This is a genomic window from Aliivibrio finisterrensis, assembly GCF_008933155.1.
Taxonomy (GTDB): Bacteria; Pseudomonadota; Gammaproteobacteria; order Enterobacterales; family Vibrionaceae; genus Aliivibrio; species Aliivibrio finisterrensis.
Genome location: NZ_WBVP01000020.1, coordinates 12,862 through 38,501, shown reverse-complemented (window position 1 = coordinate 38,501; position 25,640 = coordinate 12,862). Strand labels below are relative to the sequence as shown.

Annotated in this window: 22 protein-coding genes and 1 pseudogene; 10 read left to right on the top strand and 13 right to left on the bottom strand. The window is 38.1% G+C overall.

What is annotated here, in order from left to right; genetic code table 11:
* Positions 1-120: 120 nt before the first annotated feature.
* Both F8B77_RS14945 and speG read left to right on the top strand, forming a co-directional pair.
* Positions 121-2,052, top strand: coding sequence for a DEAD/DEAH box helicase (locus F8B77_RS14945; RefSeq protein ID WP_130086420.1), 1,932 nt, complete (start codon positions 121-123; stop codon positions 2,050-2,052).
* A gap of 264 nt (positions 2,053-2,316) precedes the next feature.
* Positions 2,317-2,838 carry a spermidine N1-acetyltransferase gene (gene speG, locus F8B77_RS14940; protein WP_165367238.1) on the top strand — a complete coding sequence of 174 codons (522 nt, stop codon included), beginning with the start codon at positions 2,317-2,319 and terminating at the stop codon, positions 2,836-2,838.
* A 115-nt stretch (positions 2,839-2,953) separates the two neighbouring features.
* On the opposite strand, the gene focA is transcribed toward speG, so the two are convergent.
* The gene (gene focA, locus F8B77_RS14935; RefSeq protein WP_151656230.1) at positions 2,954-4,423 is read right to left on the bottom strand and encodes a formate transporter FocA; all 1,470 of its coding nucleotides are present in this window, start codon (positions 4,421-4,423) and stop codon (positions 2,954-2,956) included.
* 194 nt (positions 4,424-4,617) lie between these two features.
* Between focA and F8B77_RS14930 the strand changes: the two genes are divergently transcribed.
* The 3 genes and pseudogenes from F8B77_RS14930 to F8B77_RS18105 all read left to right on the top strand — a co-directional run.
* Positions 4,618-5,523, top strand: a complete 906-nt coding sequence (locus F8B77_RS14930) for a LysR substrate-binding domain-containing protein (protein ID WP_130086418.1) — start codon at positions 4,618-4,620, stop codon at positions 5,521-5,523.
* A 92-nt stretch (positions 5,524-5,615) separates the two neighbouring features.
* Positions 5,616-6,296: a hypothetical protein gene (locus F8B77_RS14925; RefSeq protein WP_130049000.1), complete on the top strand. Its 681-nt coding sequence runs from the start codon at positions 5,616-5,618 to the stop codon at positions 6,294-6,296.
* 4 nt (positions 6,297-6,300) lie between these two features.
* A pseudogene (locus F8B77_RS18105) lies at positions 6,301-6,552 on the top strand (chemotaxis protein); the annotation flags it as partial.
* 106 nt (positions 6,553-6,658) lie between these two features.
* Here the strand turns inward: F8B77_RS18105 and F8B77_RS14915 are convergent.
* The 4 genes from F8B77_RS14915 to F8B77_RS14900 are packed head-to-tail and all read right to left on the bottom strand — an operon-like array spanning position 6,659 to position 9,904.
* Complete coding sequence (locus F8B77_RS14915) at positions 6,659-7,531, bottom strand: amino acid ABC transporter permease (protein WP_151656228.1); 873 nt, start codon at positions 7,529-7,531, stop codon at positions 6,659-6,661.
* A gap of 5 nt (positions 7,532-7,536) precedes the next feature.
* Complete coding sequence (locus tag F8B77_RS14910; RefSeq protein WP_151656226.1) at positions 7,537-8,346, bottom strand: transporter substrate-binding domain-containing protein; 810 nt, start codon at positions 8,344-8,346, stop codon at positions 7,537-7,539.
* Positions 8,347-8,361: 15 nt separating this feature from the next.
* Positions 8,362-9,156, bottom strand: coding sequence for an amino acid ABC transporter permease (locus F8B77_RS14905; protein WP_151656224.1), 795 nt, complete (start codon positions 9,154-9,156; stop codon positions 8,362-8,364).
* A gap of 1 nt (position 9,157) precedes the next feature.
* Positions 9,158-9,904, bottom strand: coding sequence for an amino acid ABC transporter ATP-binding protein (locus F8B77_RS14900; RefSeq protein WP_151656222.1), 747 nt, complete (start codon positions 9,902-9,904; stop codon positions 9,158-9,160).
* Positions 9,905-10,156: 252 nt separating this feature from the next.
* Here F8B77_RS14900 and aroG point away from each other — a divergent pair, with 252 nt between their 5' ends.
* Positions 10,157-11,209 (top strand): 3-deoxy-7-phosphoheptulonate synthase AroG, encoded by a 1,053-nt coding sequence (gene aroG, locus F8B77_RS14895; protein ID WP_130046350.1) that lies wholly within the window; start codon positions 10,157-10,159, stop codon positions 11,207-11,209.
* A 79-nt stretch (positions 11,210-11,288) separates the two neighbouring features.
* Here aroG and F8B77_RS14890 read toward each other — a convergent pair whose 3' ends face one another.
* Positions 11,289-12,923, bottom strand: a complete 1,635-nt coding sequence (locus F8B77_RS14890) for an ATP-dependent endonuclease (protein WP_151656220.1) — start codon at positions 12,921-12,923, stop codon at positions 11,289-11,291.
* Positions 12,924-13,128: 205 nt separating this feature from the next.
* On the opposite strand from F8B77_RS14890, the gene F8B77_RS14885 reads away from it, so the two are divergent.
* Both F8B77_RS14885 and F8B77_RS14880 read left to right on the top strand, forming a co-directional pair.
* A complete protein-coding gene (locus tag F8B77_RS14885) occupies positions 13,129-14,868 on the top strand; it encodes a bifunctional metallophosphatase/5'-nucleotidase (protein WP_151656218.1) in 1,740 nt (579 codons plus the stop codon).
* A gap of 478 nt (positions 14,869-15,346) precedes the next feature.
* Positions 15,347-15,538: a hypothetical protein gene (locus tag F8B77_RS14880; protein WP_130046353.1), complete on the top strand. Its 192-nt coding sequence runs from the start codon at positions 15,347-15,349 to the stop codon at positions 15,536-15,538.
* A gap of 64 nt (positions 15,539-15,602) precedes the next feature.
* On the opposite strand, the gene F8B77_RS14875 is transcribed toward F8B77_RS14880, so the two are convergent.
* From F8B77_RS14875 to deoD, 5 genes are all read right to left on the bottom strand, one after another.
* On the bottom strand, positions 15,603-17,186 hold the full coding sequence (locus F8B77_RS14875) for a GGDEF domain-containing protein (RefSeq protein ID WP_151656216.1): 1,584 nt from the start codon (positions 17,184-17,186) through the stop codon (positions 15,603-15,605).
* Positions 17,186-18,649, bottom strand: coding sequence for an ATP-dependent transcriptional regulator (locus F8B77_RS14870; protein WP_151656214.1), 1,464 nt, complete (start codon positions 18,647-18,649; stop codon positions 17,186-17,188). Before F8B77_RS14870 ends, F8B77_RS14875 begins: the two co-directional genes overlap by 1 nt.
* Positions 18,650-18,755: 106 nt before the next feature.
* Positions 18,756-19,733 (bottom strand): sugar-binding transcriptional regulator, encoded by a 978-nt coding sequence (locus F8B77_RS14865; protein ID WP_151656212.1) that lies wholly within the window; start codon positions 19,731-19,733, stop codon positions 18,756-18,758.
* Positions 19,734-19,743: 10 nt separating this feature from the next.
* Positions 19,744-21,213 carry a lactate dehydrogenase gene (locus tag F8B77_RS14860; protein ID WP_151656210.1) on the bottom strand — a complete coding sequence of 490 codons (1,470 nt, stop codon included), beginning with the start codon at positions 21,211-21,213 and terminating at the stop codon, positions 19,744-19,746.
* A 51-nt stretch (positions 21,214-21,264) separates the two neighbouring features.
* Positions 21,265-21,975 (bottom strand): purine-nucleoside phosphorylase, encoded by a 711-nt coding sequence (gene deoD / locus F8B77_RS14855; protein ID WP_151656208.1) that lies wholly within the window; start codon positions 21,973-21,975, stop codon positions 21,265-21,267.
* Positions 21,976-22,308: 333 nt separating this feature from the next.
* Here deoD and F8B77_RS14850 point away from each other — a divergent pair, with 333 nt between their 5' ends.
* The gene (locus F8B77_RS14850) at positions 22,309-22,971 is read left to right on the top strand and encodes a potassium channel family protein (RefSeq protein WP_151656206.1); all 663 of its coding nucleotides are present in this window, start codon (positions 22,309-22,311) and stop codon (positions 22,969-22,971) included.
* Entirely contained in the window at positions 22,968-24,332 is a 1,365-nt protein-coding gene (locus tag F8B77_RS14845) for a TrkH family potassium uptake protein (RefSeq protein ID WP_151656204.1), read from the top strand. Before F8B77_RS14850 ends, F8B77_RS14845 begins: the two co-directional genes overlap by 4 nt.
* 56 nt (positions 24,333-24,388) lie before the next feature.
* Here the strand turns inward: F8B77_RS14845 and F8B77_RS14840 are convergent, their stop codons facing one another.
* Both F8B77_RS14840 and F8B77_RS14835 read right to left on the bottom strand, forming a co-directional pair.
* Complete coding sequence (locus tag F8B77_RS14840; RefSeq protein WP_151656202.1) at positions 24,389-25,039, bottom strand: cytochrome b/b6 domain-containing protein; 651 nt, start codon at positions 25,037-25,039, stop codon at positions 24,389-24,391.
* Positions 25,040-25,066: 27 nt separating this feature from the next.
* On the bottom strand, positions 25,067-25,522 hold the full coding sequence (locus F8B77_RS14835) for a c-type cytochrome (RefSeq protein WP_151656199.1): 456 nt from the start codon (positions 25,520-25,522) through the stop codon (positions 25,067-25,069).
* Positions 25,523-25,640 lie beyond the last annotated feature (118 nt).

Here is a 25,640-nt window from a genome sequence, read left to right as displayed (position 1 = left end):
ACTTATCTATTCTTCTGTTGTATTAGGTGATTTACTGTCCTGTCCCGAGTGCTTGTGTGTGTGTATGGAACTTGCTGAGCAAATGGGACCGTTTTTATATATTTAATTATTGGGATCCCAATGTCAGAAACTATTACTGAATTCCGCCAATTGGCTTTAGACGAAACTATCTTATCTGCACTTGACGAAATGGGCTTTGTTGCTCCAACGCCAATCCAAGCAGAATCAATTCCTCTTTTGTTAGCTGGTCGTGACGCACTTGGTAAAGCACAAACAGGTACTGGTAAAACAGCTGCTTTCTCTTTGCCACTACTAAACAAAATCAACCTTAAGCAACATAACCCACAAGCAATCATCATGGCACCAACGCGTGAGCTTGCTATTCAGGTTGCTGCTGAAGTTAAAAACCTTGGTCGTAACATCAAGGGTCTTAAAGTATTAGAGATCTACGGTGGTGCTTCTATCGTTGATCAAATGCGTGCTCTAAGCCGCGGTGCTCATATCATCGTTGGTACTCCGGGCCGTGTTAAAGATTTACTAAACCGTGACCGTCTAAACCTAGGCGAAGTTCATACGTTCATCCTAGATGAAGCGGATGAAATGCTTAAAATGGGTTTTGTTGATGATGTAACTTGGATTCTTGAAAAAGCACCAGATACAGCTCAACGTATCCTGTTCTCTGCAACTATGCCTCCAATGGTTAAAACAATTGTTGACCGTTACCTACGTGATCCTGCGCGTGTTGATGTTGCTGGTACTAACCACACTGTTGATAAAGTAACGCAAAACTTCTGGATCGTTAAGGGTGTTGAAAAAGACGAAGCAATGTCTCGTCTTCTTGAAACGGAAGAAACTGATGCGTCAATCGTATTCGTTCGTACTCGTCAAGATACAGAGCGTCTAGCTGATTGGTTAAGTGCTCGTGGCTTTAAAGCTGCTGCTCTTCACGGTGATATTCCTCAGTCTCTACGTGAGCGTACTGTTGACCACATCAAAAACGGTGTTATCGATATTCTAGTTGCAACTGACGTTGTTGCACGTGGTCTTGATGTTCCACGTATTACACACGTATTTAACTACGATATCCCATTTGATGTTGAATCTTACATCCACCGTATCGGTCGTACTGGTCGTGCTGGACGTAAAGGTAAAGCGATTCTTTTAGTTCGCACAAACCAAATTCGTATGCTACGTACGATTGAGCGTGTAACTAAATCTACAATGGTAGAGATTGAACTTCCACATCGTGATCAAGTTGCAGAAGCTCGTCTAGCGGTTCTTGGTGCTGAATTAGCAGCAGAAAAAGAATTCGTTGCACTAGAAGCGTTCTCTGACTTAATCACTAAATTACAAGAAACATTAGAAGTTGACGCAGCGACAATCGCAGCAATGCTTCTTAAGCGTCAGCAAGGTAAGCGTCCTTTATTCTACAAAGGTCCAGATCCAATGATCGCTGCAATGGAGCGTGCGAAAAACCGTCGTCCTGAGCGTGGTGATCGCGGTGACCGTCCTGAGCGTGGTGGCCGTGGTGATCGTCCTGAGCGCGGTGAGCGTCGTCAATACAATAACGATGACTTCGATACGTACCAACTAGAAGTAGGTCGTGAGCAAGGCGTTCAAGTTAAAGACATCGTTGGTGCTCTAGCTAACGAATTAGGCTTTACTAAAGGCGCTATCGGTGCAATTAAACTTGCTCCGGGTCACACTTACGTACAGCTACCTAAGAAAATGTCTGCAGATGTTGCAAGCAAACTTAAGCAACTACGTATTCGTCAAAATGAAGTGAAAGCGGTTGTTGTTGAAGGTGTGGACCTAACAATTGATCGTCGTCCTCGTACTGGCGGTGGCCGTGATGAGAACCGTGGTGGCAACAGCAACGGCAACAGCCGTGGTGGTTACCGTGGTAATCGTGAAGGTGGTAACCGTGAAGGTGGCCGTGGTGGCGAACGTCGTTTTGACCGCAACAAAGGTGGCGATCACCGTGGCAGTCACCGTGGCGAAAGAGCTCCAGGTGCAAGCCGTGCTCCACGTAAACCTCGCAACGAAGATTAATCAATAATTTATTGATAATAAAAACCGAGCTCAAGTAGCTCGGTTTTTTTATGTCTATTATTTTAGTGGGTATAATACCAATCATAGTAAGTCACTGTTGATCCTAGCTGGTTAAATACAGTGCAGAAAAACCATTAACCTAAATATAAATAACAGCGATTTAAAATAGTTGTTCTCGTTTTTATAAAAGAGTGGTATTTTTCGAAATTAGTAACGCTTAATAAGGTTACTGGACGTGACTAATTTTTGTTAATGGAAAACAAAATGGATAATCAAATTCGATTACGCGCTTTAGAGCAAACGGATCTTCGCTTCATTCATCAATTAAATAATAACCGTTCTATTATGTCTTACTGGTTTGAAGAACCGTACGAGTCGTACTATGAACTAGAAGATTTGTTTCGAAAGCATATTCATGACAGTAATGAACGCCGCTTCATTGCTGAAAACGAAGAGCAGCAATCTATAGGGTTAGTTGAACTAGTTGAAATAAACTCTATTCACCGTAATGCTGAATTTCAAATCATTATTGCACCAGACTTTCAAGGTTGTGGTTATGCAAGAAGTTTAATTAATAAAGCATTAAACTATGCATTTACCATTTTAAACCTTCATAAAGTTTATCTTCATGTTGCGGTTAATAATGATAAAGCAATTTACTTGTATGAGGCGTGCGGCTTTGTAGAGGAAGGACACTTAATCAAAGAAATTTTTGTAAATGGTCAATACTGCGATGTTAAACGAATGTACCTTTTGCAAGATGATTATCTAAGCCAAAAAAAATAATGCTAAATTTATGAGAATGCGCATTGCTGCTTTTTCTTATTCTTATACAAAAGGGAGCTGGTAATCAGCTCCCTTTTTTTAGCCATAAAGCGTTGTTATATTTTTTATTGTGCTTCTAAGCAACAACGGCTTCAATTTCTTCTTCATGAGATTTTACTACTTCCATTCGTTCACCGTAGATTGAACGTAATTGAGCAATAACATGACCACGAGTGACAATACCAACGAATTTATTATCGTCAATAACAGGCAAGATACGAGGTTTAGCGATGCGCATATCACGAGCACGGTCATTAACTGATAGAGTGCTGTAGCTTGTTACATAGCCCATATCTGTTGTTGGGTATAATGTTGCTTTATCAATTGCGTAAAATTCAGCTAATTGAAGTAGAGTATCTTTAGGTGAAATACTAGTGATATCCGTCTTCATTAAATCAGCAACAGTGCGCCCTTGTTCTGGTAAGTAATCTTCACACCATAATTCTACTAATACATCGTGTTCAGAAAAGAAACCAACAACTTCATTATGACTGTTAATAACGATTGCACCAGAAAGATGACGATCTAATAGGTTGTCTAATGCAATTTCAACAGGCATTTCAGGGCGAAGTACGTAAGCGTTAATATCCATAAATTGATTTACTGTTTTGTTCGCGTTCATATTAGTGATTTCCTTTGTGTCTGAATCGGTAAAAAGTGGAGTAATTTGTGAATCAGGTACAGCATTAAGTTGTGGACGACTAAAAATGGCCCAATAACCTAGGCCAACTAAGCCAGCACCGCCGACAATATTTCCAAGAGTTACCGGAATTAAATTGGCAGTAATAAAGTTAATAATATTTAAATCAGCGTATTGCTCAGGTGACGCACCAACGGATAACCAAAACTCAGGTGGAGCTAATTGTTGAATCGCAATACCTAATGGAACCATGAACATATTGGCAACACAGTGCTCAAAACCACTACTAACAAACATCGCAACAGGTAAAATAACCATGACAGCTTTAGTTAACATGTTCGTTGAGCAAAACGTCATCCAAACGGCTAAACAGACCAACAAATTACATAAAACACCTAAAGCAAAAGCTTCTAATGGTTGGTGATGTAACTTATGTTGAGCAATGTTTAGGGCGTTTAACCCCCATTGACCACCATCGTTTTGATACATTCCCGCAGAAACAACTAAAGCAAGCAGTAAGGTTGCACCGATAAAATTACCGATGTAAACCTTTCCCCATATTCCTAGCATTTTTCCAAAGCTAATTTGTTTGTTTGCAACCGCAATGGCTGAAAGAACAGAGCTGGTAAAAAGCTCTCCGCCACCAATGACAACCAGTATTAATCCCAAGCTAAATGCTAAACCGCCAGCAAATCGACTAATTCCCCAGCCCGTTTGTGAGTTCCCTGTTGTGACTGTGATATAGAAAATGAAAGCAATACCGATAAATACACCAGCCATAATTGCTAAGCCAATCACCATGCTGGTTGGCTTCTTTGATTTAGCAAGGGCGTAATAAGCCGCTTGGTCCATCATTTCACTGGGATTAAATTGTCCAGAAGTATTTGGACTGAGGTTAGTGCTCATTTGTCCTCCTTAAGTTATTGTGATTATTAATAAGCTCAAACGTTGTGTTCGTTCCTGTTCTGCTTGAGCCCATTTAGATTATGAGTAAATGCACGGAAGGTAAAATTGATTGTTTTTAAGTTCTATATCAGTTTTCTTGATGGGGATGAAATGGTATGATTGTTTTAAAATAAATTCTTATAAAAGAGATAGTTATGCGTTACTCATTAAAGCAGTTGGCCGTTTTTGATGCGGTAGCAACAACAGGAAGTGTTAGCCAGGCTGCTGAAATGTTGTCGTTAACTCAATCGGCAACCAGTATGTCCTTGTCGCAATTAGAAAAAATGCTAGGTCGCTCGTTATTTGAACGTAACGGTAAGCGAATGGCGTTAACCCATTGGGGTGTATGGCTTCGACCTAAAGCGAAAAAACTGATCCATGACGCACAACAGATAGAATTAGGCTTTTATGATCAGCATTTAATCAGTGGTGAACTGTCTCTAGGGGCGAGTCAAACGGCAGCGGAGCATTTGGTTCCAAACCTTATCAGTAATATTGATAATGATTTCCCAGAAATACGTATCTCTTTAGGGGTAAAAAATACCTCAGGGATCATTAATGGCGTGTTAGATTACAAATATGAACTGGGTATTATAGAAGGCCGCTGTGATGATAATCGAATTCATCAGGAAGTATTCTGTAAAGACCATTTGATTATTGTTGCTGCGGCACATCATCCTTTTGCAAAGCACGAAACCGTGAGTCTAGCCCAGTTAGAGCAAGCGAAATGGGTATTACGTGAGCATGGTGCAGGGACACGAACTATTTTTGATAGTGCCATCCACGATAAAATTCCTGACTTAGATGTTTGGCGTGAGTATGAACATGTACCTGTATTGCGAACATTAGTTGCAAATGGTCAATATTTGAGCTGCTTACCTTACTTAGATGTTGTTAAGTATATTGAGCGTGGTGAGCTGGTAGCCTTGAATGTACCTGAATTAAACATGGAGCGTACACTCTCATTTATTTGGCGTGCTAGTATGGATCAGAACCCTATTAGTAGCTGTATTCGCCGTGAAGGGATCCGAATGATTAAAGACCACCATATAATTCGATAGGTATCTAATAAATCAACTTCTTACTTTGTCTGTTATTTGCTATTCTCATGTAGATAATCATGACTTATACACACATTTAGGGATAAAAAGAGATGCCAGCTTTATCAGTTTTATTGATGGACAGCTTCAATTACTTCAAAAAGCATTTTATTGCTTTCTGTATTCTTGTTCTACCATTTGCACTCATTACAAATGGGATCGCATTGAGTTTTAACGAAGAAGATGGTTCAGGCCAATTTTTACTTTATATGCTGTTTATTCTGACGATCTATCCTTTCTATAAAGGGGCGATACTTTACTATATCGCTTACTCTTTTGATGGTCGTCGTGTCCCATTTAGTCAGTTGTATCAGATCCCTGCCAAAACGTGGTTTTCGTTTGTATTGATGAATATCATTTTAGGGCTTGCTATTTTAACTGGTTTTATTGCGCTTATTTTACCTGGTCTTTACTTAATGGCTCGTTTCTCGTTTACAGAAATTTATTGTGTGCTGTATAAAGAGAAAACAATGGATGCGATTAAACTAGGTTGGCATGATACAAAAGACAATTATTGGATCCTCTTTAAAGGCTTGGTAATTATCTTTGGTTTTACAACGGGTTTAATGTGGACGCTAGAATATGGCTTAGGCCTATTAGGTTTACAGTCACCAGTGCTGTCGTTCGTGTTTTCGATAGCAGAAGTTGTGTTGTCTATGATGAATACTATCTTCATTTTTAGAGTATTCACGGTAAATACAAACAGATTGGAAGAGATTCAACAAATTAATTAGAAGTGCAGAGCAAACAGCGGATGCATGAGCTCAGATCAGAGAAACAATTCAACAAATTAACGGTATAGATATTCATATTGCCACAGCTGCAGAGGAGCAAAGCCATGTGGCTGAAGAAATTAATGGCGAAACAGTTAGTTTTAAAGACTTGTCGATATTGCTTCATGAAGCGACGCAAGGTGCAGGCGTAGCAATAGCTGATCAAGTGGCATTAGTTGAAAGCCAAGAAAAAATCATGAATAGATTTACGGTATAAAAATTTATATAGTTTATTACTATTATCAGAAAAATTGATACCAAAGCTCAAACTAGTAAAGCTCAGAGGTGACTCTGAGCTTTTTTATTTGTCTGTTTGTTTTCGACTAAACTGCTGTGTTATCGCGTTCCCAATAAGCAAATAGACGTGATAATGTAAAACAAAGAATAAAGTAGCAAAAAGCGACTACTATCCAAACTTCAAAAATCATACCGCTTGAATTCGCAATTTCAGTTCCAACAAACGTTAGCTCTTGAATTGATATTAATGAAATGATCGATGAATCTTTCACTAACGAAATGCATTGACCAGCAAGAGGAGGGGTGATCACTTTAAATACTTGAGGTGCAATAATATAGCGGTAGCGATGCCAAGTGGATAAGCCTAAACTTTTGGCTGCTTCATGTTGACCGCGTGGGATTGTATCTAAACCAGAGCGCACAACTTCACCAATATAAGCGGCAGAAATCATTCCGATACAAAGTACGCCTGAAGCTAAATTTTCCCATAAATTGGCAGAGCCAAATAGAAACGATTGAAGCGCGTTAATGTTCCCATTGTGATCCCTAAGCAAAGATTCTAATCCAAGTAATGGCACTAATTGATTTGCAATAAAGAAATAGAAAATGAAAATGAATACTAATGGCGGAATATTACGAATTAGCTGGATGTAACTGTTTGATAAAGATCTAATGACAGCAAGGGATGATCGGCGTCCTAAACCCAGTAGGACACCAAATAGTAAAGCAAAGAGCATTCCCCAAAATGTGAGGCGTAGTGTTGAGAATACACCATCGAAGAAATAGGGCAATGAGCCATCAGGCTTACGCGTAAACAGCAAATCAAAAGCGCGAGACCACTGCCAATGATAAGCGAGTGTGCCGCTTTCTTTTGTAAATAACCAAAATACAACGCTAGCAATAATGGCCAGTAATATCCAATCTAAACGATTTAGTTTTAAAGAAATGCTTTGCTGCATGGTAATCAGTTCGCTGTTTGTGTTTGCCAATCTAGGCTGGTAAACCAATAATCGTAACGCTCTTGTAGCCAACCATCAGCTGTTCGTGCTTCAATCCACGCATCAAAATAGGCTTTTTTATCCTCTTCACCAAGACGAACAGCAAACGCTTCATTACCTTGCGATAAACGTTCTTTAAAAGGTAAATATAAGATATCAGCGTATTTGATAGAATCAAATTCAGGCTTTGGTGTGGAAGCCGCTACCGCATGAGCATTGCCATTTAATACTTCTTGGAAAGCTTGTGCTTCATCATCAAATTGAAGCACTTTTGCTTTAGGGAAGTTTTCTTTAATTGCCGCAACCGTAATTGAGCCACGACGTGCTGCAAATTTAACACGACGAGAATTAAACTGTTCACGCGTAAAGCCGTCAGTTAGTTGTTTGTTCGCTGCAACTTGAACGCCAGAGTGCGAGTAAGGAACAGTAAATAAAACACTTTTTGAACGCTCGTCAGTAATAGTTAAGCCACCAATGATGACATCGAATTTCCCTGAAATAAGAGAGGGGATGATCCCATCCCAAGCGGTTGGAATAAATTCAATTTTTAAGCCTGAGTCTTTTGCTAAACGTTTTGCAACATCGACTTCAAAGCCAATAAGTTCGCCCTGTTTATCTCGCATAGCCCAAGGTACAAAAGTACTTAAACCAACTTTAAGAGTTCCTCTTTCTTGAATTTTATCAAGATTAGGTGTGCTGTCTGATGACGATGCTGAAAATACTGAGCTACTAAATAGTAAGCTTAGGCTGAGTAATGATGTGAATAGTTGCTTCATGCGAGTGGTTCTCCATTAATATGCATTGTGCATGCGGTGTTCTAACCAAGCTGATAGCCCAGAAAGTGTTAATGTAATAATGAGATAGATAGCGGCGACAGTAAACCAAATTTCAAAAGGCATTGCCGTATCGGAGACGATATTTCGTCCCTCGGTTGTTAAGTCAAAAATAGCCATCACACTGACTATAGAAGAGTTTTTGACTAAAGAAACTAATTCATTCGTTAATGAAGGCAATGTTTTTCTTACCACTTGGGGTAATATGACATAACGATAGCTATTGAATGAAGATAGCCCTAACGTTTTACAGGCTTCAAATTGTCCTTTTGGTAAATTGACTAACCCTGAACGTAAAATCTCAGCGGTATAGGCTCCTTGGAATAGAGCCAAAGCAAGTACAGCGGTTGTGAATCTATCTAAATCTAGAAATGGCCCAAAAACAAAATAGAGTAGGTAGATTTGCACAAGTAAAGGCGTATTACGTATTAGTTCGATATATAAGGTGGCGATACTTCGACCTACGATTGAATTCGAAAGGCGTAATAAAGCGGTTATTAATGCGATGACTAAAGTGGCAATGGCGCTAATGGCTGAAATGTGCAAAGTGACGAGTAGGCCTTCAATAAGCTCTGCTGGGAACCATTCGCCATCTTCATAAAAAAACAGAAAATCAGGTACGCGATCCCATTGCCATTGGTAGTTCATGGCTTGAGCACCGCTATTTAAAATCCAGTAAAGTGCGGCAGCTAATAAACTGATTTGCAATAAAGCAGAGAGCACTGGTGAAAAAATGGTTTTTAAACGAAGCATATTAGTAACTTAAGATTTGGTTTAAAAATTGTTGAGTACGTTGGTGTTGTGGGTTGTCAAAGAACTGCTCAGGCTCAGCAATTTCAAGGATTTCGCCTTCATCCATAAATACCACACGGTCTGCTACTTTCTTAGCAAAGCCCATTTCATGCGTGACACACACCATGGTCATTCCCTCTTTAGCCAGATCTGACATAACGTCTAATACTTCGCTGATCATTTCAGGATCAAGTGCAGATGTCGGTTCATCAAACAGAAGGATTTGAGGCTCCATACACAGAGATCGAGCGATCGCGACTCGTTGTTGTTGTCCACCAGAAAGCTGAGAAGGGTATTTATCTGCTTGTTCTGCAATATTCACACGTTCTAAATAGATTAAAGCACGTTCAATGGCCGCTTTCTTTGATAATTTTAATGTTTTAATTGGTGCCAACGTTAGGTTTTCTAATACCGTTAAGTGAGGGAATAGATTAAAGTGTTGGAATACCATACCCACTTGGCCATTCATTAGTTGTTTTGATGAGATCGGTTGCTCAAAGAGTGACAGAGTACCACTTTGAATGGACTCTAAGGCATTGATGCAACGAATAAGAGTGGATTTTCCTGAGCCAGAGGGACCACAGATAACGACCTTTTCCCCTTCATTGATAGAAAGGGTAATCTTTTTTAATGCATGAAATTGTCCGTAGTACTTATCTACGGTCTTAAATTCAATGATATTGGCTTTATTTGTATTTTTATTAGTCACAATTCATCCTAGCATTTGAGAACTAAACTTACTGTAACATATTCATAAAGCTAAAGAAGTGATTCTTAATAGAGTGATTGATTTTTAATCAAAATATGAAGTTATACCTGCTAAATGTTAAAAATCAGCCGAGAGCAAATTTATATTAAATTAACCATTGCACAACAGTTAAAGACACGTTACGTTAACAGTATGGAGAATAAAGATGCAGTATATAAACAATAAACTGCATAAATAAATGGAAGAGAAGCAATGTATCAAACTGATGATGTACGAATTAATAAAGTAAAAGAACTATTACCGCCTGTAGCTATTTTAGAAAAATTCCCTGCGACTGAGATTGCGGCGAAAACCGTATTTCAATCTCGCGAAGCTATCCATAATATTTTACAAGGTGATGATGATCGTCTTCTTGTTATTATTGGCCCGTGTTCAATTCATGATACTGAAGCGGCTTTAGAGTACGGTGCAAAACTTAAAACATTACGTGATGAGTTAGGTGATCGTCTTGAAGTTGTTATGCGTGTCTATTTTGAAAAACCACGTACAACAGTCGGTTGGAAAGGGTTAATCAATGACCCGTACATGGATGATTCATTTAAGTTAAATGATGGTCTACGTATGGGACGTAAGTTGCTGCTTGATCTTACTGATATGGGGTTACCTACTGCTGGTGAATTCTTAGATATGATCACCCCACAATACATGGGTGACTTAATCAGCTGGGGTGCTATCGGAGCACGTACAACTGAGTCGCAAGTTCACCGTGAGCTATCTTCAGGTCTTTCTTGTCCTGTTGGTTTTAAGAATGGTACTGATGGCAACATTAAAATTGCCACTGATGCAATCCGCTCGGCAGGTTCTTCTCACCATTTCTTATCAGTAACTAAATATGGTCACTCTGCAATTATTGAAACGGCCGGTAACCCTGATTGTCATATTATCCTTCGTGGTGGTAAAGAGCCAAACTACAGCGCAGCTCATGTTAAGCCAGTGAAAGAGCAACTAGCCGCTTCAGGTTTACCTGAAAAAGTGATGATTGATTTTAGTCATGCTAATAGTTCAAAAGATTTTAAACGTCAGATGGTCGTTGCTGATGATGTTTGTGGTCAAATTTCTGGTGGTGAAGACGCGGTATTTGGTGTCATGATTGAAAGTCACCTTGTCGAAGGTCGTCAAGATTTAGTTTGTGGAAAAGCCGAAACTTATGGGCAATCAATTACTGATGCATGCATCGGTTGGGATGATACAGAAACCGTACTTCGCCAATTAGCTGATGCGGTAACTGCTCGTAGAAATAAGTAAGTTATCTGAATTTAAGTTATTTAGAATAATGAAGCGCCAGCCACTTTCATGACTGGCGTTTTTTATACTAAAAAATGAGTCACCCTTGACCTTTTGCCATGGTTACCGTTCTTTTTAAAGTCCAGCGTAATAACAATGGAATGATATCAACACCTTGTTCTTCGCTATATTGGACAATCGCTAAGGCTAAATCAGGTTTCGCATATTTTTTTAATGTTTTAATAATAATTTTTTTCGGTGGGATCGGCTGACCCTTTGAAATATTAGAAAGTTCTCTAAATAAATCCTCAAAACCATTATAATAAAGATAATGCTCGATGTCTTTACGCGGTAATTCAGTGAGTCGATGTCGTTCATGCTCATTACCTAATTGATTTTTAACTACAAACGCATACTTCTTACCAGCGGCATCACCATCGGTTACAACGTGCCATTCAATATGAAGCGCTTTTGCTACTTTAATTAATGACTTTAATCCTGATTGTGCAAATTCAATGATCTGTACGCCTTCAGCAGCTAAGTTATATCCTAGAAGGCGAGCCATCTCATTAAATAGCCATACCTCAGTTTCCCCCTCAACCAGTAACCAGCAACGCGCAAATAAGGCATTAGAACGTTGAAAGCGAATATGAAACGTAATACGTCGTAAATCATCACGAGATAAGCTGGTTGGAGAGATAGAATAGCTTGAAGTAGAGTCTGATTCTCTGACTAATCTACGTATAGAGCATAAAGGAACGGCGCTCAATAATTCACTGCTATTTGTGGTCAATATCTTTTGCATGGGAATATGATTAAGTAGGGACCAAGCTTGAATTAACTGTGTTGGGTGTAACCGTCCTTCTGGATCTTCGATGATCATAAGAGGGCGAGCTGATTTTTTTAGTGTATTAGGTCCCTTTGCTCTTAGATAAGTATTTAACAGTCCAAGTAGAAGGAGCTTAGTTTGTTTATTTTTGTTTTGATTAATAAACTGGGTTAGTGAAACGCCTTCTGTTTTTTGACCAAAAAAGAGATCATCATGAATTTTGTGTTGCTCGTTTCTTTTATGTCCTTTAAATGCAAAGTAATGTTCCACTAAAGACTGCATAGAATGCAAGGCGCTTTTAATTTCGCCACTATTTACTTGGCCCGGAGCGGTGATAAGTCGACGACAGGTATTATTTATTCGTCGTTCAATTCGGTCATTAGAAAGGGTATCAAGCGTATCGTCAGATTGCAGGCGACGAGAATCTCGAATACGAATGACGGGATGAAGGCGTATTAACTCAGCCACTAGACTTTCAATTTTATGATAACGTAAAACATTGCCTTCATTATCGAGAAACGAACTTGATGAGCTAATCTTTCCCTCATTATTCGTTGCGCTAATGCGATAATAAATTCGTTGAGCATGGTCATTGTGGTTAGATTGCCATAAACTAGACAACTTTCTGTAACGACCTGCTTTATGTTCGTTGTTTTCTGTGGTTTTCCAGCTAATAATAATTTGAATATGCTGGTCTTGGGTGTAAGAGATAGAATGATCTTGATGGAAATCTTTTAACGTAAACTGATGAAGCTCTCCAGACACAGGCAAGGCGATAGATAGGGCATCAAGTAACGATGACTTTCCCCATGTATTTTCGCCAATCAAGGTTGTCAATTGTTCAAAAGAAAGAGATAAGCGTTTGATGCCTCTAAATCCTGAAACTTCGATTCGTTCTAAGAGCATAGCACTTCCTTATCAGAGACTTATATAAATAACTATATAGCAACTGAATCGATGAAAGCACAATGGCAGTCACATTTATCAATTATACTGATAGATGAGTGACCAAGTATTGAAATATTACCAATTAACGCATTGTTTATAAAAATGGTTTACCGTGAACTGATTGCTTAAATTGAAATACGGTTCTAGATAGGATATGAAATCAATGAAAAATCAAAAGGATCATGTTTTAAGAGTGATGCATATTAATGATACACACTCTTATTTTGATGAATCAGTGATCGCATTACACAGTGATGTTGGTGAGAAATATTATATTAAATGTGGTGGTTTTGCGCGAATATCTCACCAAGTCTCACTCCTTACCGAGGAAGCAAAAGCAAAAGGGGGGAATACCGTTTTTTTCCATGCTGGCGATTGTTTTCAAGGGACCTTATATTTCTCTTTATATAAGGGAAAGGCAAATGCTGATTTACTAAATCAACTCCCTTTAGATGGTATGGTTCTTGGTAATCATGAGTTTGATTTAGGTAATGAATTAGTCAGTGACTTTATTGCCAATACCCATTTTCCCATTCTTATGGGGAATTGGAATTTAAGTCAAGAAGATCAAACTAAGGGACATCAATTAAAACAACAAGAACGAATATTAGATTTTAATCCAACACTCGGCATTGCAAACTACTTGATTAAAAAAGTAGGAAATTTGGATGTCGCGGTATTTGGTTTAACCATAGATCAAATGGACGTATTAGCAAGCCCAGATCCAGATACACCATTTATGAATGCTATTAAAACAGCACAGAACACCGTGGACTATTTAGCCGTTCAAGGCATAACTAATGTTATCATTGTTAGTCACCTTGGTTATGAGGGGGATAAACAACTAGCAAAAGTGGTCAATGGTATTGATTTGATCATTGGCGGGCATAGCCATGTGTTGCAGGGTGATTTTTCAAATATCGGTTTAGAAGCTCGTGATAATTACGGTGAGCTTTTTAATGACACACATATTGTTCAGGCTGGATGCCATGCACTTGCACTTGGCTATTGTGATTTAGAATACTCTGAAGATGGTGAGTTATTGAGTTTTAATGGTCGTAATATTTTACTTTTGGATAATATGACCTACAAAGACAAAGCATGCACCCAAAAAATGGATGAACCTCATTTATCAAAGACACTAGCATTGATTAATTCATTCGACCTAGCAGAGGTCTGTGAAAAAGATCTTAAGATAGAAAGATTATTAATCGATAAATACCGTGGTGAGGTTGATCGACTTTCTCAAAAAGTGATTGGTCACTGTACGGAAGACTTATCACACCGTCGGATCCCTGATGATAAAGGCCAAAGTGATATTGCTCCATGGGTTGTAGAGTCTTTTTATTCAAAGGCTCATCAATTGGATAATCGGGTTCAATTCGCAATGCATAATGCAGGCGGAGTGCGTTCTGGCTTAAGTCAAGGTGATATCACCTATTCTGATATTGCCGGAAAAGTTTTGCCTTTTGCCATACCAATTGTCATCTATAGTATCAAAGGGCGGCATCTTAAAGCGGCAATTGAAGGAGCTATAGACAATGCTACGGATAACGGGATTATTGGCAGTGGTTCAGGTAGTTTTCCTTATGTATCACAGATGCGTTATTGTTATGAAGCAAGTAAGCCAAGTGGCCAACGTATTACTGAGTTCAGTATTTATCACCAAGATATTGGTTGGGCACCTATCCTTGATGAACAGGTATATTTCGGAACATCAACCGCTTATACCATTAAAGGTAAAGAAGGTTATGCACCTTTACTCAATAAAGAATGTGAGTGTATAACAACGACCTTTTCAATGGCCGATTGTTTTATCGATTATTTATCACATTACCCTAATTTGGCGAAACCAACAGCTTGTTTGAATCAGTATCACAAAAATAAACGAGTACTTGTTTAATTGGCATGAGCTTTGCAATTAATTCAAATGAGATGAGTAAATTTGAATTAAGTGAATAGGTTTTTGTATGGATGGTGATTTATCCGATAAACTTTTGGTCGTAGCGTGGTTTTCTGCCTGGGCCGTTATTGCCTACTTTGTCCAATTCTCTGGATAATAATGAGGTCCTCTAACTTAAGAGGGCCTTATTACATTAGGCTAATAGAGCTAATGCAGCCGAGGTTTGTTTTAATTAACAATTTAGAAACATATAAAATAATATATTCATCTCTAACTGCTTAATCTTCTTATTTAGCGACTAACTATTCAAATTTATTGTGCATTGTGATTTTATATGCATTTATTTTGCTTGCCTTTAAATGTAATTTTTACATTAGAAAAACTAATGTTAGTTTAGAGAAAAAGTCATTTTTTGAGCAGTGAAATTAGTCTTAAAATCCACTCATCTAATCGAAAATAACTTTTAAGTGAGGCAATCATGGCACAAGCAGCAATGAACGTTAATACCATCGCTACTTCTTCTTTGGATAAGAAGGCCTACTCAGTAAATATCAAAGGATTGATTGCTCATTTTGTTGATGTCTTATTTGGCAAAGGCCAAACAACATCGACACATTACACTGCAGAATTATCGGAACACTTACAAAAAGATCTTGGTCTATATCGTTAAGTATTTCATTAATAAATAAAGCCAGCATGAATGCTGGCTTTTTAGTTTTTGGTTAATATTCTTTTTAGTAAATACAAACTCTATTTTTTCCTGAGCGCTTAGCTTGGTATAATGCTTTGTCAGCTCGTAGGAAGGTTGTATTTATATCTTCATTATGCTGGCATACCGTCATACCTATGCTTACAGTAACAAGCCTGTCTTGCAAGGTCTCGTGCCAATCAAAATTAGAAATGCTTAAGCGGCAGCGATCCGCTATTTCTTTACCATATTGTTGATCATTTGAAGCAACAATGATGATAAACTCTTCACCACCGTATCGTAAGGCATAATTATTAGAGCCTGATGATTCTTCAATGATTCGTGCAACCAACTTAAGTACAACGTCACCAGTAAGGTGAGAGTATTCATCATTGATAGATTTAAAATTATCGATATCAATGACAAGAAGTTGATAGGTTGCTAATTTAGGCTTAATTTCGTTAGCAAAGGTTGATTTATACCAGCGATGATTAAATAGTTTAGTTAAACTGTCGTGGAATACATCTTTTTGTAATTTAGCTACTGTATCTTTTTGTTCATCTGATACTTTTTTGAGCTTTATATTTTCAGATTCAGATATATTTAAGCGCAGTTGCAGCTCTAAGCGAGTTAAGCGACGTAAAGCATGCCCGCCAAGTTCATTGATAGGGAAGTGTTTAACTATAGCAACAGTAAGCTGATGTGCTTCTTTTTCGCATTTAAGCGCTGCTGAAAAGTTATGACAACTTGCAAGTGCATCACTTTTTACATCCAATAATTGACGGATATAATAACCTTGCGAATATTTTTTAGTTCGCTTTAACTGATGAGTGATTAGAACATCGGCTAACTCTCCACGTTGCAATTGAATAAGGCAATAGGATGCCTCAATAGAAAAGAGTTTGTTCAACCATGGAAACGAATCTAGGTTAATATTTTCTTTACGAAATACAATTAATGCATCTAATGCTGTTTGAGGTTTATTTTGTAATCGAAGTAATTTAGCTGAATACAATTGCACCTGCATCATTAGTTGGAGATCGTCAGATACATACTTAATAACATGACATTCATTTAATAATTGCTTTGCTTTTGATAATCTATTTAGGTCTAATAAACAAGCTACAATATATAGCCGATAACGTAATGAAAGGTTATTACTTTGTATGGTTTTACTTAAAGATTCTATTTTTTGATAGTAACGTAATGCTTTTAAATGGTCGCCATATATAGAGCATAAATTACCTATCCCTAAAATCGATTGAATATAAAATTCATTATCTCCAAAATCAACAGCAAGTTTAGAAAGAGAATATAAGTTCTCTAAAGCAGATTGGTATTCTCCAATATCAGTATATCTATAACTGAGAGAAGAGTAGATTTGTAATATTAGGTCAATATTATCGGGTAGAGATAAAAGTAATAAAGCCCGCTGTAAATGCTGTATGCTTTTTTGTGTTTGATTGAATTCAACTTCAAATTCAGAGCACATCAGTAGAGCATATGCTTTTTCAGTATTAGACTCGGCAAATTCATCAACAACATAGTGCCAGAGCATTAATGACTGCTGAGAGTTAAGTGCCATTAAGTCTATTCCTTTGGATGAAATGCGAGTTAATAGATTATCCACTATATGATCTCCATTTGCATTTGGGATAATGTTGCGTGATGATTTAATTCATACAAACTAAAATGTGTAACTGATGGTATTGAAACATTCAGTGAGTAACGGGACCAAGGGTAAGTTGAAAGTAATGTTGATATTGAATGCGCGATCTCTTGAGACTTATTTTTATTTTCGTTGATAAGAATAGCTATCTCAGTGTCATTTAAACGAGTAATACTATCGCCTTGTTTGCAATAATGGTGACCTAATAACATAAGGTTATTAATTTTATCTTCAGAAGGGTCGGTTATCATAATTAAATGATATTCATCAGATAATACATTTGTGAGTATTGATTTAAGGTGAGCATACCATTTTTTTCGTGGTAATAAATAGGTAAGCGATGACATTGAGTTGAATTTTAACTGCATTTCGATGCGCTGAATTAAGTTCTTTGCTCGAATATCCAACCGCTCTTTTGAAGTGCTAGTTTTATCACGGCCTAAAGAGCTTGACTGTTCTTGAATTAATGCAATTTCATATTGACGATAGCGCTTGTAAGAATATAGAGCGAGCTCAAAATTTTGAGTCAGTTCAGCGATCCTAGATTGTTCAAGGCAAATTTGAGAGCGCAGTTCCCCTTTGTCAAACTGCTGGGCGATGACTTCTGCGCCAGTTAATAACTGATAAGCTAAGGTGAAATGAGATTGAGCTGAAGCGATCCGAGCTAAACTAATGGCAGAGTGAGCTTTCATCCATATAAGATCATGCTGAATCGCAAGTTGATTGGCTAAACTACAACATTTTTGTGCCGAATCAAGATCGTCTAGACCGAGAAAAGCAAGGCCTCGAAAGTCGTAGATTTCAGCTTTCCAAGTTAAATTAGAATTATCTGTTAGCAACTTCTCTGCTTTGAATAAAATCGGCAGCATTGCTTGGTAATCACATAATAAGTAACTATCCCAAGCTTGTAGAATATAAGCCTTGGCTTCTAAATGAGGCATACGATAATAGTTGCCTCGCTGTGCAGCAATATTGTGGGTAGAATTTGCTTGTTCAAGACAGTTTGTCATACGCCAGACATTACCAAGGCCTATTAAGGCTTCGATCTCAATTTCATGATTGCCAATAAGAGAAGATTGCTCTAATGCTTTTATCCAGTATTGTTGTGCAGAGAAAAGTTTTGCTTGTCCCCACGAATGTAAGGCTAAAGTATGCAAAATTAAAGGAAGTAAATTATCATTTTCAAGTTCTTGTTGAAGCTGCAAGACTTCTTTTGCAGACTTAAAGCCAGTCTGATAATCCATTAAATGCCAATGAGCAATAGAAATAATTAATTTTGAGTATGCTACTCCATATTTAAAATGATTTTTTTCTGAGAGGTCTAGCAGGTACTTGGCTTCTTTCAGTGTATTTGAGGCATCGTCTCCGACGATTAATTCTAGTGCTTTTAGGTTAGAAATGATCTTATTTTTAGATTCTTTCACAGCTATCCTTCCTTATTCATTCAATCAATATATCTACTAATCTATTGAAGTCACGAACTATTTTCTGGATATGCGATCCAGTTAAAAAGGAAGGAAAGAGGTTTTCTTATTCATTTTCAGCAAGGTTTAACAATGCCATTGCGCAACTAACACTGGTAGCAAGCACATCAATAACCCCAGTTCTTAATGCACCCATAATAGAGAGTGCTTTACGGCTTTCACTGGCCATGGCAATAACATTCGAGATCTGACGGAGATCTTCCATTTCAAGTCCAATCACTCGACCACGCATTAAGGTATCTGCGTTTGAGCCATCTAACTTAAAGAAATCAAAACCGCCTATATCACCGACAATGCCATCATTAAGGCGTGCTTCAACAAATTCTTTTGGAGTAAAGAAGCCTAGTTTAACCATATGGCTGTTCTCGTCCATATCACCAATACCCACTAAAGCAAATTCGGCTTTACGTGCTTGATTTAATGTCTCTTTAATTGTGGTGTGTTCCATAAAAGCAGAGCGTAAGCTTGGGTCATTTACGTAAGCGGGTGCATAAAGGGTCTCACTGCTGCCGCCGTATTTTTTGGCTAAGCGACGGCAGATATGATCGGCATTAATAATATCACCACTACGATGCGTGCCCCCAATAGCAGAAACAAACCGTGCATTACGATGAGAAACGATACCTGAGTGATCAGCAACTGCTGCCACATTTTGGCCTTGACCAACAGCGACCGCCATATCATCTTGTAAATTATTGTTTAAATATGAACTGACCAAAGCAGCTACTTGCTTACGTTGTTCATTAGTATTAGGTTGATCTAACGAAATAAGCGCACGTTTTAGATTGAATCTCTCAACCAATTTTTGTTCTAGCTGTGCACTGTAGACAGGATGAAATTTTACCGTAATTTCGACTATACCTTCTTCTCGAGCTTTTCTTAGCATGCGACCTACTTTAGCGCGAGATAAACCAAATTTTTTCGATATCTCTTCCTGCGTTGCTCCTTCTTGGTAATAAAGAATCGAAATTTCAGTTAGCATATCTGTGTTTTCAGTTTGATCTTGTGAAGGCAATAAGGTCATGCAAATGGTCCTAACTTAATAATTCAGCAAGGGTGATTGGTTTAGATATCAACCCAAGCTTTTGTGCTGGCGTAGTGCCAAGTTTATCCTGATGACAGAGATTATGCCACGCTCTGAAAATATCGAGTAGTGGAAGAAGGCTAGCAGGACGTAATTTACGTCTTGGTTCATTCACTAGCGAAGTAAATTGAGTATAAAAACGATCTTGATATTCCGCAGCAGTGCTAGCCGATGCGCGTTTTAGCCAATAAACTTCATTATTCTCTGCCCCATTTAAGTGGCAAATACCTTTATGTAAACCATTAAATTCAGTAAAAGCCCAACGGTCTCTCCACCAACCAACTAGGTGGATATCAATTTTTTCGCCAGTCTGTTCTAGTGGGAATTGAGCGTCTTGGGTTACATATAATAAATCAATGCTGTTTTCAGTAATTCGCTTTAAAAATACTGACATTGCAGCCGAACGCAACATTGGTTCCTGAGGCATATATATTTCAATAGATTCACAATGAGCAAAGGCTTGTTGGATCTCTAAAAAATGAGCATAGGAGGTATACGGAGGTCTAATTAATGCCCCTTTAGATGGATAATTTAGAGACACGTAGTTTCCCAGAGGGTCTTCTACATTTGCTCTTGCTAGTATTTCTTGATACTTCGCATCAACACGCTTAAAAATAGATTGCTCCATCACTGAGCTTTGAGAGTTAGCTTCTCCAATAAAAGCGGTTGGTAAAAATTGTGCATTATCCTGAAAAGGGTCATGGTCAGATTGTGTTCCAGGTGTATCACATTCTGAGTAATTAATATGTTGTGCAATAACATAACCTGAATTCATTTCAGCACTGGCATACCAAAATACGCCATTGTTACTTATTGGTTGTAATGAGGTCGCGTTTGAAGCGAGTTGAATTTCGGTTCTGTCGTGCTGTAATCGAGCATCAAACAGAGACATATGACGACGGCAGCGATTCGCTATTTGATTAATATGATCGTAAAAGGTTTTAGGGTTTATATCCAATCGACGGCAAATTTCACGTACGGAATATCCAGTAAATAAAAAACCTAAAATCTTTTGCTGAATAGGGCTTTTTTGGTTTTCTCCTGACCATTTATCCACAAAGGTAGATGCACAGGCTTTACAACGGTAGCGTTGACGATCGCCACTGTAACCAAAGGCATGATAAAGCTCTCGATGCGTTAGTACATCAAGACCAAAATGATCGCAATTTGAATTATTACAGGAAGGCAAAGAGTGTGATTGAACCGTATGCTGACGAGCCAGTTCATTCAATACTTCATTATTATTGATTAAGGGAGGAAAAGCGCCACATTTCCGACAAACTAATGCCGGTCGCTTAGGGTTAGTACGTTGAACTAAATAATGTTGTTCATCGCTATCACCAAAATTGTCACACGCCAATGTTTTACAAAAATTGAGTTGTAACCCTTTAGCAGCCAACGGCAGTTTTTCGGCCGGCACTAGACACCCCTTATAGGTAGAGAGCGCCAGAGTTTATCTGGCGCAGCATAATTACAGTTTGATTGCTGTTTCTAGCGCAACGGTCATCATGTCATTGAATGATTTTTGACGATCTTCAGAACTTAGTTTCTCACCACGCTTGATATGATCAGAAACGGTTAGGATAGTCAGTGCTTTAGCACCTAAGTCAGCGGCTACACCATAAATGCCAGCCGCTTCCATATCAACACCTAAAATGCCTAATTTTTCCATTTTGTCGAACAGATCAGCTTCTGGTGAGTAGAAAAGATCAGCAGAGAAAACATTACCAACTTTAACTGGTACATCTAATTCACGAGCTTGGCCTACCGCTGTTTCTAAAAGGCCAAAGTCAGCGATTGCTGCGAAATCGTGATTGTTAAAGCGGATACGGTTTACTTTAGAATCAGTTGATGCCCCCATACCTATAACAACGTCCATTAACTTAACGTCATCATGTACTGCGCCACAGCTACCAACACGAATTACGTTTTTCACGCCAAATTCTGCGATAAGCTCATGAACATAGATACAGCATGATGGGATACCCATGCCGTGCCCCATTACAGATACTTTTTTACCTTTGTATGTACCTGTGTAACCAAACATATTACGTACATCGCATACTTGCTTTACGTCTTCTAAGAAGTTTTCAGCAATGAATTTTGCACGAAGTGGGTCACCGGGCATGAGAACAGTTTCAGCGAAATCACCAGCTTGAGCATTAATGTGTGGGGTTGCCATAATAAGGTCTCCGGATGAAAATTAAAAAAAAATCGGTATAACTAAAATTGTTGAACTATCTTGTTCGATATGTGGCTATTTTAGGCCTATATTTTATAGTGTCATGAGATTGTGGTCACATTTTCTTATAGATTCGATATTAATTTCACTATTGATAACTAAATGTGTTGAAAGTGAAGGGGCAATCGCAACCTTTTACTAGTTTGAGCTTTAATAAACAGATTAAGTTTTTTTATTTCAGCTCCTCAAATAGATTGAACTTGATGGTGGGTAGGAGGATGATGCAGAAAAGCGCATTTTTTGTGTCGAAATAATGTTAGTGAGATAAGTTAGATGAAAGTAGAGAATAGACAATACGCAGTGATTGGCTTAGGCCGCTTTGGATTAACTGTGTGTGAAGAATTACATCAATATGGATCTCAAGTATTAGCAATTGATATCAATGAAGAACGGGTAAAAAAAACAACTGATTTTGTGTCTACGGCCGTTGTGGCCAATTGTGCTAATGAAGAAACAATTGCTGAATTAAAGCTTGATGAGTATGACATGGTCATGGTTGCGATTGGTTCTGATATTAACGCCAGTATTTTAACAACCTTGGTGCTTAAAGAGGCAGGGGTTAAAACAGTTTGGGTAAAAGCAAATGATAAATTTCATGCCAAAATACTCACTAAAATTGGTGCCGATCATATTATCCTTCCTGAGCGAGATATGGGGATAAGAGTTGCAAGAAAAATGTTAGATCGCCGTGTGTTTGAATTCCATCAATTAGGCAGTGGGCTAGCAATTACTGAAATTGTCATTGGAGGGCAAAACATGGGTAAGACTTTAGACCAGCTTGATTTCTTTCAAATGTCAGACGTAAAGATCTTAGCGCTTAAGCGTGGTCCAGAGATTGAAAGTGCTCCAGAACAAAGTAAAATGTTAGAGATCGGCGATATTTTAATTATCGTCGGTCCTGAAGATAAATTAGTAAAACAGTTAATAAATTTATGAGTTATATACCTAAGCGAGGCTTATTTGCGATAAACAATAATTCAAAAGCGAAAGAGTGGTCTGAACCGAGGATTATAGTTTTTTCGTTTTTGGCTATTCTATTACCCTCGGCTATACTGCTGACATTACCTGTATTTTCTGTTTCAGGTTTAAGTTTCGTAGATGCATTATTTACAGCGACATCGGCGATAAGTGTAACCGGGTTAGGGGTGATTGATGCTGGTACGCACTTGACTATCAGTGGTAAGATTTTACTTATGTTTTTGATGCAGATTGGCGGGCTGGGGCAAATGACATTATCAGCCGTTCTTTTGTATGTATTTGGTTTGCGTTTGAGCTTACGTCAACAAGCATTAGCTAAAGAAGCATTAGGCCAAGAGAAAAAAGTAAACTTAAGTAAGTTGATAAAAAGTATTATTTTCTTTGCATTAATTGCTGAGCTTATAGGTATGATAATCCTCTCTTTTCGCTGGGTACCTGACCTTGGTTTAGCGAAAGGCTTGTTTTATGCAGCCTTTCACTCTATATCAGCATTTAATAACGCAGGGTTTTCTTTATTCTCAGATAGCTTAATAGGGTATGTTGGTGATCCCCTTGTTATATTTACGCTGTCGTTTTTGTTTATTGGAGGGGGACTTGGTTTTACCGTTATTGTTGATTTAGTTAAAAATAGCTCAAGAGGGTTTAGTCGTTTACAACTACACACAAAAATAATGGTCATTGTAACACCAGCCATATTATTGATTGGCACTCTATTTTTCTACGTGCTTGAATATAATAATCCGAGCACGTTAGCATCATTATCTGCAGTCGATAAATGGTTAGCGGCTTTTTTTCAATCGGCTAGCGCGCGAACTGCTGGCTTTAACAGTGTAGATTTAACACATTTAACCCAACCTGCGTTGTTAATCATGATCATACTCATGCTTATTGGTGCAGGTTCAACATCTACCGGCGGCGGTTTAAAAGTATCGACGATTACCGTTGCTGCTGCTGCTACATGGACATTTTTACGCCAAAAAAAACACGTAGTTATGTTTAAAAGAACCATTGGCTGGCCAATCGTAACGAAATCATTGGCTATTATTGTGGTTAGTGGGTCGATATTGTCTATTGCGATGTTTAGCTTAATGCTTACTGAACAGGCTGGTTTTGACAAAGTCATGTTTGAGGTGATTTCTGCTTTTGCTACAGTAGGCTTAACAGCCGGTTTGACGGCGGAACTGTCAGAAATAGGAAAGTTTATTATGGTTATTGTGATGATCATTGGTCGAATTGGGCCATTAACTTTAGCCTATATGTTGGCCAGACCAAAAAAATCGTGCGTAAAATATCCTGAAGACACGGTACTAACTGGTTAAGTTAAGAAAAACAGTATTAAAAGAGGGCATCTATGAAAATGAATGCCCTCTTTCATTTAAAAAAGATAACTTATGATGTCATCAGCCCAAAGAAAGTAGAACAACATTAACATCACTACAAAAATAGCCCATGCAATAGTGGTATTTTTCATTCTTGGACTTTTTCCAGTTAAGTTAGCAACACCAGTAACCATTGGGGAAATTAAATTTATCCCTTTTATTCGATAAAATACTATTGTGGCAATATGTAAACCAATTAACCCAAGCAGTATTTCGAATGCTTGGTGGTGTATTGAGGTTAATAACTTGCTAGTTTCATAACTAACTAAAGATGCTAACGGTCCTTCCGATATAATATCATCGATACTGAATAAGCCTGTTGTTAACTGAAGAGCTAATAAAAATATAAGGCATAATACCATGTAACCACCAGCAGGATTGTGTCCAACCGATTGTGAAAATTTTCCTGATTTCATATCAGCAAGGTAATTGATGGCTTTTTTTGGCGACGTAACAAAGTGAGAGAATTTTGCCGTGTCACTGCCAACAATGCCCCATAAAATCCTTGTACAAAGTAATGACATCAATATGTATGCAAAAGTAAAATGCCATTCCATTAATCCTTCTTCGGCAGTATACCAAAGTGAACCAATCAAAATAACTTGGCTCCAATGATAAACGCGGACAAAATTATCCCAAACTTTCATGTTTATCCCTCAATAACTCAGTGATAATTATTTTGCTTTGTAATCAGAATGGCAAGCTTTACAGTTTTTAACCACTTTACCAAATGCTTTACGGATAGCCGCTTTGTCGCCTTTATCGGCAATACTTGCTAGAGAGGAGGTGTCTTTTTGGAACTGAGTTAAACGAGCTTTAAAATCAGGAAAGTTGGTCCACACTTTAGGCAGTGCGTTGGTTTTACTTTTATCTGACCCTTCTACATAAAAAGCTTCAAGTGGCATCAGAGAAAGTTCAGACAGTTGATTTGCACGTTTAGCAAAAATAGCATCGTTCCAATCTGTTTTTCCTTTGAGCATTTCTCCCATTTCACTCACGTTACCAGCAATCATGGTAAAGGCGGCTTGGCGGTATTTAATCGCTTTATCTGCTTCGTTAAAAGTGTGAGCTAAAACAGACGTTGAAGCCAAAAGAGTTGAAGCGATAACCAGTGCTTTCAGTGTTTTCATAATTGAAACTTCCTTGGTTTGTAATTATTTTGAACCACTATTATATGAAATGATAAACAAAAGAAGTAGTTGGCTATCACAATATTTACACATTCTTTACACTTTCATCGGGAAATGA